General features: G+C 55.9%; 8 protein-coding genes. 3 read left to right on the forward strand and 5 right to left on the reverse strand.

Translation table 11 applies throughout. The annotated features are described in order from the left end of the window. Positions 1 to 16 precede the first annotated feature (16 nt). Positions 17 to 379 (forward strand): 50S ribosomal protein L17, encoded by a 363-nt coding sequence (rplQ, locus tag ACEPPP_RS13645; protein ID WP_374087540.1) that lies wholly within the window; start codon positions 17 to 19, stop codon positions 377 to 379. Between the two features lie 98 nt (positions 380 to 477). Here the strand turns inward: rplQ and fdxA are convergent, their stop codons facing one another. From fdxA to ACEPPP_RS13660, 3 genes are all read right to left on the reverse strand, one after another. After that, positions 478 to 801 carry a ferredoxin FdxA gene (fdxA, locus tag ACEPPP_RS13650; protein ID WP_374087542.1) on the reverse strand — a complete coding sequence of 108 codons (324 nt, stop codon included), beginning with the start codon at positions 799 to 801 and terminating at the stop codon, positions 478 to 480. Positions 802 to 944: 143 nt separating this feature from the next. Next, positions 945 to 1559 carry a tetratricopeptide repeat protein gene (locus ACEPPP_RS13655; protein WP_374087543.1) on the reverse strand — a complete coding sequence of 205 codons (615 nt, stop codon included), beginning with the start codon at positions 1557 to 1559 and terminating at the stop codon, positions 945 to 947. A 254-nt stretch (positions 1560 to 1813) separates the two neighbouring features. After that, positions 1814 to 2290 carry a CYTH domain-containing protein gene (locus tag ACEPPP_RS13660; protein WP_374087545.1) on the reverse strand — a complete coding sequence of 159 codons (477 nt, stop codon included), beginning with the start codon at positions 2288 to 2290 and terminating at the stop codon, positions 1814 to 1816. A 241-nt stretch (positions 2291 to 2531) separates the two neighbouring features. On the opposite strand from ACEPPP_RS13660, the gene sodB reads away from it, so the two are divergent. Continuing rightward, positions 2532 to 3113: a superoxide dismutase [Fe] gene (sodB, locus tag ACEPPP_RS13665; RefSeq protein ID WP_374087547.1), complete on the forward strand. Its 582-nt coding sequence runs from the start codon at positions 2532 to 2534 to the stop codon at positions 3111 to 3113. Between the two features lie 123 nt (positions 3114 to 3236). Next, positions 3237 to 3908 carry a Bax inhibitor-1/YccA family protein gene (locus ACEPPP_RS13670; RefSeq protein ID WP_374087548.1) on the forward strand — a complete coding sequence of 224 codons (672 nt, stop codon included), beginning with the start codon at positions 3237 to 3239 and terminating at the stop codon, positions 3906 to 3908. Between the two features lie 84 nt (positions 3909 to 3992). Here the strand turns inward: ACEPPP_RS13670 and ACEPPP_RS13675 are convergent, their stop codons facing one another. Further along, complete coding sequence (locus ACEPPP_RS13675) at positions 3993 to 7460, reverse strand: translocation/assembly module TamB domain-containing protein (RefSeq protein ID WP_374087549.1); 3468 nt, start codon at positions 7458 to 7460, stop codon at positions 3993 to 3995. Beyond that, a complete protein-coding gene (locus tag ACEPPP_RS13680; RefSeq protein WP_374087551.1) occupies positions 7457 to 9268 on the reverse strand; it encodes an autotransporter assembly complex family protein in 1812 nt (603 codons plus the stop codon). Before ACEPPP_RS13680 ends, ACEPPP_RS13675 begins: the two co-directional genes overlap by 4 nt. Between the last annotated feature and the right edge of the window lie 255 nt (positions 9269 to 9523).

Raw genomic sequence — 9523 nt, forward strand, 5'->3', positions numbered from 1 at the left:
GCTAGGTCACACAGTAATGCGACACAGAAAATCCGGAAAAAAATTCAACATCACCAGTAGCCACCGCAAGGCGCTGTTCAGCAGCATGACATGCGCTTTGATCAACCATGAGCTGATCAAGACCACCTTGCCAAAAGCCAAGGAATTGAGAAGATATGCAGAGCCTTTGATCACCCTGTCCAAAGAGGACAGCGTGGCTAAACGCCGCGTGGCTTTCGCGAAACTGCGCGATCGTGATGTCGTGACCAAATTGTTCAATGAACTGGGTCCGCGTTATCAAGGCAGACCGGGCGGCTACCTGCGCATCATGAAATGCGGCTTCAGAGCCGGTGACGATGCGCCGATGGCTTACGTCGAGCTGGTTGACAGACCGCAATAAGATTCGTCAAAGAGCAAATAAAAAAGCCGGGTAAATCCCGGCTTTTTTGTGTCTGTGAAATTCGAATCGTTGCCGATTCGAATCTCAAGCGTGGAAAATTATTTTTCCAGATATTGGATCTTGTTTTCTTTGCCGTTCCAGTCGTCGGCTTCCGGCAACGCGTCTTTGACTTCGGTGATGCTGGGCCATTTCTTGGACAGTTCGGCGTTCAGCGCAATAAACTGTTGTTGATCATCGGGAACTTCATCTTCCGCAAAAATCGCATTCGCCGGGCATTCAGGCTCGCATAAAGTGCAGTCAATGCATTCATCGGGGTCGATGACCAAAAAATTGGGACCTTCGTGAAAACAATCGACCGGGCAAACATCCACGCAGTCGGTAAATTTACATTTGATACAGTTTTCTGTGACTACAAAAGCCATAATTATTTCCGGGAAAGTTGTCGAGTTAGGGTCGTGAAAGGGGGGCTATGATACCAGAAACCGGGGGATGATAGAATACCCCATCGGTTCTGCGCGGTTATGAATCAAACAGATGCGCTAGTTGAGCGGACTTGCGGCCTTGTTTAGCGGACATTGGCGGCATGACTGAACGACGCGAAAACAGTGTTGTCCGCATCGGATGCCGTCTCTTTGATTTTATTCAGCGCTCTTTGCGCTTCCGCCTTCAATTGATTGTCGGCAAAAGTTTGTTCGGGGCGTGCCGGCGCATTCGCGGCGTTTTCGAGATGTTTTTTCGCTTCTTCCGTGCGGTCCTGCGATAACAGAAAATTACCGTAGTAGTAATTGCTGTCGATGCCCTTCGGATTGATCTTGAGTGCGGTTTCGAGCAAGGTTTTGGCCTTGTCTTCATCGCCGAAGGCGACCGGCCATTTCGGCACCATGTAATACAGCGTGCCCAGCGTTACATAGGCCGAGCCCTCCATGGCTTGCGGGTTGATGTCGATCGCTTTTTGCAGCAGTTCCTTGGCTTCAGTGACCAGCGATAACGCCGTCATCGCGCCTTGGTGGTCGGCGTAGGTCGCCTTGATCACCGCTTCCCAAACGATCGGTTCGGCGGCATTCGGATGTTGCTGCTCGAGTGCCGCCGTTTTTTTTAATAGCTGCCGATAGGCATTGCCTTGTTGTGCTTTGGGGGTTTTGTAATAAATTGCCGCCCATTCGCTTTCAATCGACTGCAAGTTGTTGCCGAGTGTGTCCGCAACAACTTGGTTGGAAAGTAGTAACAATGCAACAAAAGTAGTTTTTTTCATACAGCGAACTATAGAGCAAACTTTATCTCAATTCAATCATTTTCTGAAATATTTTTGAGCGCGCTCGGCGAGGCTGGAAAAGTATGCCGTCTATGATTCTTGCTGCATAATAAAACAATGACTTAGCGTTTCATTCGGGGGCGGAATAACGGCCTGATCGCCGTGGATTGGCGTAAATAGGGTTAATTGCCGCGCCATTCGGAATAAGGATGGTGCGCCAGATTGTTGTTGTAATAACGCAAATCATCGGTGACTTCGGCGCCAAGCCAGGCCGGCTTGGCAAAAGACTGGCCGATGGCGTCGAGTTCGATTTCAGCGACGATCAAGCCCTGATTGGCGCCTTCGAATTCGTCGATCTCCCACAGATCAGGACCGTGTTGCACATAATGGCGCGTCTTTTCGATCAGCGGCTTGTTGCACAAATTGGACAGAATTTCCTGGGCATCGGCGAGCGGAATCTCATATTCATATTCAAGCCGGTGCGTGCCGATCGTTGCGCTTTTGATGTTCAGCCAGGCGCGCTGTTCGCAAATCCGGACCCGGATCGAACTGGTCGGCTGCGAACTCAGATAACCTTGCCTGAATGTTTCGGAATGCTCGATCTCATGCCGCCAATCCTCGTTCGCGAGTAAAAATTTATGTTCGACTTCTAATGCCATGCGTTTTTCCTTTGCTAAAATCGGATAGTTCAAAATGCCGTATTGTAAAACAACCGTAAGCCTAATTCGTCATGATGGTCCACTGCGCGGACGAGTGCGCGAAAAAAGAGACAGAGCGGCCGTTTCGATCACTTCGCGCTTTGTTTCAGCCGCAAGCAATGCTAAAGTAGTACTTGACTAAATGGGTGGGGATTCCGCTTCATGGGTCGCAACATGTTCAACTGATTAAGGACTTAATTACATGGCTTTCGAACTTCCTGCTTTGCCTTATGCTAAAAATAGTTTGGCGCCGCATATTTCCGAAGAAACGCTCGAGTATCATTACGGAAAGCATCACCAAACCTATGTGACGAATTTGAACAATTTGGTTCCCGGCACCGAATTTGAAGGTTTATCCTTGGAAGAGATTGTTTTGAAATCTTCAGGCGGGATCTTCAACAACGCGGCGCAAGTCTGGAATCATACTTTTTATTGGAACAGCCTGTCTCCCAATGGCGGCGGCGAGCCGACCGGCGCGCTGGCCGATGCGATCAATGCGACTTTCGGTTCTTTCGCGAAATTCAAGGAAGAATTCACCAAATGCGCGGTCACGACTTTCGGTTCAGGTTGGGCATGGCTGGTCAAGAATGCCGACGGCAGTCTGGCTTTGGTCAGCACCAGCAACGCCGGTTGCCCATTGACCGCGGGTCAAAAACCGCTGGTGACCTGCGATGTTTGGGAGCACGCCTATTACATCGACTACCGCAATGCCCGTCCAGCCTATCTGGAAGCCTTCTGGTCGTTGGTTAACTGGGAATTTGCGGCAGCGAATTTCGCGGCTTAATTTTCTCCGATCTCAAAACCTTCCGCGTGCATGCGCGGAAGGTTTTCGCTTGCGCGCTGAAACTCTTGTAAGATTAGCCGGTCTACACTTTCGTATTTCACTTTTCACGAGGAAAAACATTCGATGAATCTCAATAAAGCCGTGATCGCCCGCCCCGAATCCGAGGTGTTGGCGACCAACAAAATGCTGCGCAATACCTATATGCTGCTGTCGATGACGCTGCTGTTCAGCGCGCTGACCGCCGGGCTTTCGATGACGCTGAATCTGCCGCATCCGGGCATGGTACTCACGCTGGTCGGCTATTTCGGCTTGCTGTTTCTGACCACCAAGCTGCGCAACAGTGCCTGGGGTTTGGTGTCGATCTTTGCGTTGACCGGTTTCATGGGATTGACCTTGGGTCCGATCATCAACCAGTACCTGCATGCCTTCACCAACGGCGATCAACTGGTGATGACCGCACTGGGCGGCACCGGCGTCATTTTCCTCGGCCTGTCGGCTTACGCCTTGACCACCCGCAAGGATTTCAGCTTCATGGGCGGATTCCTGATGGTCGGCGTACTGGTTGCCTTTCTGGCCGGTCTGGGCGCGATCTTCTTCACGATTCCGGCGCTGTCGCTCGCGGTTTCCGCGATGTTTATCCTGTTGATGGCCGGCATGATCCTGTTCGAAACCAGCAACATCGTGCACGGCGGCGAAACCAACTATATTATGGCGACCATTTCGCTGTATGTTTCGATCTATAACCTGTTCTTGAGTTTGTTGCAGTTGCTCGGTGTGTTCGGCGGCGACGACTAAATAGCTTATTCCCCGGCTTTTCGCCGACAATCCCCATGCAGAGCCCCGAAATGCAGATCCGCATTTCGGGGCTTTTTTTCAGAGTCAATCCTTGTCCAGCCGGTATTTCAAATCGAGTCGTTGCGATTGGCCGGTCCGGGTCTCAAGGCTGAAATCCTTGCTCAACTGCTGTTTGAGCGTAACGCCATAGCTAGTCGAAAACAGGCCGAGCGTCAGACCCAGGTAGAGGTCCGGGTTGATGTATTTGCCCAAGCGTAAGGCGGACTCCTTCAAGGTCTTGCTGTCTTCGATCTCGATCTGGTCGAACCCCAGCTTGCTGCTCAGCCAGGTAAGTTCTCCGGCGCCATAACTCAAGGCGGCCTTGGCCAAGGCCTCGGACTCCGAACCGCTGGCGCTTTGCAGCGAGTGGCCGGTAAGGAGATAAGCCAGGGCTTCGGATTCGGGCAGCGGAGGCCGGGCCGAAACTTTCGTTTGCGGTGCTTGCACGGGGCCGGTAACGGTCAAAACGGCGGTGATGTCTTCGCCGGAGACTTTACGCGTGGCTTCGAAGTTCAGCCACGGATTATCCAGCGGCCCATTGAACAGAAATTCGCCTTTGTCTATCGTCAAATTCTGGCCGTAAGCCTTGTATTTGGCTTCCTTCATCGCCACCCGGCCCTGCATGCGCTGGGTGCCGGACGCCGCGGTATAGCGCAGTTTGCCGGTCAGTTTCGTATCGATTCCGAAACCCGAGAAGCGGACATTATCGTCAAGGACGATGCCAAGGTCAGCCCGGACGTTCGCGGGCGTTTTTTGCCCGCTCTCGGCAACCTGGCCGACGATCACTTCATCGCCGCTCGGTGCGACGGCATTTTTGGGCGGTTCGATCAGCTTCAGCTCGGCTCTATCGATAGTGATATCGCCTTCGGCCTGCACGGCGTTATCGGCATGTTTGATCGTCAGGCGCGGAGAGATGCTGATTTCGGCTTCCGGCAGTTTGGCGATTTCAAAGGCGTTTCCTCTCACCCGGACTTCGGTCGGAAATCCGGCGGCAGGGTCCAGGTTGATGCGGCCGTCAAGTTGCAGCGATCCCTTGCCGGAGCCGATGCGCCCGCTCAGATCGAGGCGCCCGGTTTGCCCGGCGCGGCTTAGTAGTTTCAGTTCGATAGGCGAAAGGCGAATGCCGGTCGCGGGCAGGTCCAGGCTGGCATTGCCGAGTTGCACTTGGCCGCTGACATCAGGCCGCGCGGTGTCGCCCGCAAGATGCAGTTCGGCCGTCAGCCGGCCTTGCAGGTTTTGAATCTCCGGCACCAGCGCATCGACCGGCGTCAGATCGGCGATCGAGGCCTGAAGCGTGCCCGACAGCAGCGACGGGTCGGCCGCCGGCGCGGGCGAGGCCGCCACTTGGGCGCTGATAAAATCGCTGCCGCTCAATCCGATACGTAAATCGGCGGCGAGGCCGTCATTCCGGTAGCGTGCGCTCAGTCGCGTGGCGGACAGGGGTAGGTTCAATTCGGCGCTCCTCTCTTGTTTGAATTGCAAGGAAGCCCTCGGGAGGAAGGCCTCGGCATCGGCCGTCCAGCGTTCGCCCTCCTTGAGCGCGGACGTTTTCGCATCGAATTGACCGCTCAGGCCGATGTTTTCGGGCAGCCAGGGGCCGGCCATGGCGAGGTCGATGTTGACGGCCTCGGCCTCGGCCTGCAAGCGGCGTTTGAGCCCTCCGTTTAGGGCAAGACAGAATCTTGAAGCGGCGCGGGTCAGACAGTTTCTCGGCAGATTCGCGGTGATGTCGTCCTGCCTGATCTCTGTGCGCAGGGGCCAGGGGTGTTCGAGTTGCCATGTTTTCAGCCGATCATCTTCGATCGTCAATTTTTCCAGCGTACCGTTCCAGATGGGTTTTCGTAGGCTGCCGCTCAGCGCCGTGTCGATTTTTGCGGTGTGGGTGGTCAAGGCCGCCTGAAAATGATGATTGGCGAGTGAACCGGCGCCTTGCAAGTTGAACTTTTCGACCGCTTGTCCCGCCATCTGCAAGCCTTTGATGTCGAGTCCGATGACCGAGCGTGCGGCCAATGTCTCGGCATAATTCAGGTGCATGTCGAGCCGGTCGAGCCGCAAGTCCCGGTAACGCAGCCCGTAGGCTTGCAGTTTGGCGTTGACCGCGGGGTTCTGATAATCGCCGCGCACCTGGATTTCACCGTTGAGCGAGCCGTTCAGCCCTGGCCAGACTGCGGCCAGCCTCGGCGCGTCGAGCGCAACATCGAGGCTGGATCCTTGTGCCGCCAGGATGCCGGAGGCCGACAAGCGATTATCCGCCGATTGCAGCCGCAAGCGCTCGATCTGGAGACGCCGATCGGCGAAGGCCAGTTTGCCGGCGCCTTGGATCGTGCTCTCGAACAGTTTGCCGTCGAGGGTTTCGATCTCCAGTTTGCCGGCGATCTTGTCATCGGCGAAATTTCCAGATGCGGACGCTTGTAGGTTCAGCATGCCAGGCACGCCGACAACAAAATCGCCGGTATTCAGGTTTGTTGCGTCGAGCCGCAGCGAAAAAGCCGGCGCATCCCGCCAAGACAGCGTGCCGCTGGCGATCAGCTTGCCCTGCCGGGGACTCAATGCCAGCTGATCGAGGTTGAACGAATCGGTGTCGCCGGAACCCTTGAGACTGGCACCGAACGGCGCGGCCTTTTCGATCGCCATTTCCGAAATCACTTCGATCCGGTAAGCGTTCGGCGTACCGGTCAAGGTCAGCCGGCCGTCCTTGGCCTCGGCTTGCGCTGGGCCGGTCAACGGCCATTGCAATTTTTGCCAGCGTCCCGATACGCTAAACGCGGGGGATTCGCCACTCAGATCGAGACGGGACTGATGGGTCATTCGAAGCGCGCCATTGATGCTGCCGGACAGCGACAGTTCGTTCAGCGTGCCTTGCACCACGATATCGCCATCGATAGACGGCATCTCCGGCCGCTTGAAGGTCCAGTTGAGTCGGCCCGACATGGGCAGTTTGTCGGTTAGGTCGGCCTCGGCGTCGCCCTTGATGGTCAATTCGGGCATTGCGAGCGACACATCGCGCAGCTTAAGCACTTGGTCTTGCAGGGAGGCGCTCAAGCGGAAGCGGTCGAGCGTAATGTCCTGATTCCGGTTTTTATAGCGGACGTTGCGCAAATCGACCTGTTCGATGCGAATCGCGAGAGGGACGCGCGGCATCGAAAACGGCTCCGGCTTATCCGAAGGCGGATAATCGGCGATTCTCTCGATCGCAAGATCGGCGCTTTCGATCGCGTCGACCGCCACTTCGCCGGCGAACAGGCGCGGCGGATGCCAGGCGAAAACGAATTTTCCCAGCGTGACCCGTTCGGTATCGCTGGTGTAGCTGAGCTGGGTCAGCGTCAATCGATCGAGCAGCGTGCCGTCGATCCGCTGTACCGAGATGTCGGCGTCCGCCGCCCGCAACAGCGTGTTGATCAGCCAGCGGCTGCCTGTCTCGCTAGCGATCAAAATCAGCAGCAGCACCGGAGTGCACAAGCCTGCGGCGAGGAGGCCTACGATGAAGCGCACGCCGGGAGGTCTGCGCTTCATAATAACTGCGCTCCGGCCGCAAAATGAATCTGAAAGGACGAGCCCGATTCGTGCAAAGGCACGGCGAAATCGATCCTGAGCGGCCCGACCGGCGATATCCAGCGGATACCGAACCCCGCGCCGACCTTCGCATCGAACGCGCCGAAGCTGTTATAGGCATTGCCGGCGTCGACGAAAGCGGCCACGCCCCATTTTTCGTCGAGGAATTGTTCATATTCGAGACTCAGGACGCTCAGCAACTTGCCGCCGGTGACCTCGCCTTCCTTGTTTTTGGGGCCGAGTTCTTTGTATTCGTAGCCGCGGATCGATTGTGCGCCGCCGGTATAATAGCGGTAGCTTGCCGGCAGCTTGTCGAAATCGCTGACCAGGGTAGCGCCGAACTCGCCGCGGGTGATGAAGCGGCCCGACCAGGGCACGCCGGCAACCCATTTGCCGCCGGCGCCGGCCTGCAGAAAGCTGACATCGGATATCACAGAATCATGCGCGCCGGCGAAAGCGAAATTCAATTGATAGCCCCGCGTTTCCCTGACCGGCGAATTGCTCTGCGTGTATTGCAGGCGAAGGCCCGGAACCAGCAGCCGCGAGCTGTTGTCGACATCGGCGGAGCGGTAGGCTTCGTATATATAGTCCAGAAAGCTGTTTAGCTTCCAGCCGCCGCTTGAGATGTGCTGCCTTTGCAGGGACAGTTTGAACTGGTCCGAGGTGAACGTGTCGGGTTCTTCATGTTTAAAGCCGGCGCCGAAGCTGAAAAAATCGGTCGTCGGATTTTGCAGCGGGATGTTGTAGCGGCTTTCCAGCGTGGATAAAACCGGCGAAACGGCCAGTTCGGCGCTCAGCGTATGGCCGCGGCGGTTCACTCTTCGATTCGTATAGGCCAGACTGAACAGGGGGCCGTAATTGGTATCGTAGCCGATGCCGACTTCATACCGGTGCTTTTTCTGCGGCTGCAGCGCTATGGCGATCGGCACCTTCAAGCCGAGAGCCTCTTCGATGGCAGGCTTGATTTCCAGGCTGCTGAAATAGCCGCCGAGGCTCAAATTATTGTAAGTGTCGGCCAGTTTGCGGCTCGAATAGGGGTCGCCCTCCGTGAACGGGATGAAGCGCCGGACAAATTCCGGTTGCAGAATGTCCTGTTCGATAGTCAATTCGCCGAACGCATAGCGGCGGCCGGAGGCATAGGCCAGTACGATCACCGCGCTGTTGCGTTCGGTATCGACTTGAATCGCGCTTTTTTCGAATTTGGCATCGAAATAGCCGCGTTCCTGCGCCAGCGATTGCAGGCTTTTTTTGAAGGCTTCGTAGCGTCCGTGATCCAGAACCTGGCCGATCTTCATGGGAGTTTTTTTTAGCAACCGGGCAAACGCCGGGTCCGATTCCGCTTCCCCCGAAACGCGGATGTCGAGTGCCGCTACGGTCACCGGCGTCCCCGGATGAATCTCAAAATCCGCACGCCAGCAGGCGGCGTCGAAGGCAAGATGTTTTTTGACGGCCGGATGATAATGGCCGAGTGCGCGCAGCGCCTTGCCGATTTCCTTATCGGCCTGCTCGAATAAACGTTCGACCCGCCAGCGGGGAGCGTCGCAAGGTTCCTTGATCAGGCTCAGAAAGGCGCGGACATTGTCATGCAAGGGGCCTGCGATGCCGGAAATCTTGATGGCCGGTTTGGCCGATCCGGTCATGCCAAGCGGCAGGGCGCGGCGTAACAGGCCGGAAATGCCGGAGTCCGCCGCCTGTGCAGGAAACAGTCCGCCGAGGATCAGCAACGCGGCCAGGATCGGGTATTGAGTCGGGCATCTGGTGATACTCATAAGCGCGAAGCCCCCCGAAGTTTGCTGACAGACGTTTCGGTAGCGAATCGGAGACGGTAGAGGAAATCAATGCCGGTCGTGAAAAATCGGGCCGAGCGTCTCCGGTTGACCGGACGGGTGAAGATTTTTCAATATCCGGTTTTATCCTATCACGTTTCAAATGCCTTGTGCTTCGGCATGCTGTTCCGGATACAACAAAAACGACTAAAAAAGCCGAACTTTTGCTTTTAAAAAGTCCTGCCGGCCATTACTATC

The sequence above is a fragment of the Methylomicrobium lacus genome (genome assembly GCF_041897535.1).
In the GTDB taxonomy this organism is placed as follows: domain Bacteria; phylum Pseudomonadota; class Gammaproteobacteria; order Methylococcales; family Methylomonadaceae; genus Methylomicrobium; species Methylomicrobium lacus_A.

What these genes read in the sequence shown, in the direction of transcription:
- rplQ (WP_374087540.1), top strand. Translation starts at nt 17, where the DNA reads ATGCGACACAGAAAATCCGGAAAAAAATTCAACATCACCAGTAGCCAC.
- fdxA (WP_374087542.1), bottom strand. Translation starts at nt 801, where the DNA reads ATGGCTTTTGTAGTCACAGAAAACTGTATCAAATGTAAATTTACCGAC.
- ACEPPP_RS13660 (WP_374087545.1), bottom strand. Translation starts at nt 2,290, where the DNA reads ATGGCATTAGAAGTCGAACATAAATTTTTACTCGCGAACGAGGATTGG.
- sodB (WP_374087547.1), top strand. Translation starts at nt 2,532, where the DNA reads ATGGCTTTCGAACTTCCTGCTTTGCCTTATGCTAAAAATAGTTTGGCG.
- ACEPPP_RS13670 (WP_374087548.1), top strand. Translation starts at nt 3,237, where the DNA reads ATGAATCTCAATAAAGCCGTGATCGCCCGCCCCGAATCCGAGGTGTTG.
- ACEPPP_RS13675 (WP_374087549.1), bottom strand. Translation starts at nt 7,460, where the DNA reads ATGAAGCGCAGACCTCCCGGCGTGCGCTTCATCGTAGGCCTCCTCGCC.
- ACEPPP_RS13680 (WP_374087551.1), bottom strand. Translation starts at nt 9,268, where the DNA reads ATGAGTATCACCAGATGCCCGACTCAATACCCGATCCTGGCCGCGTTG.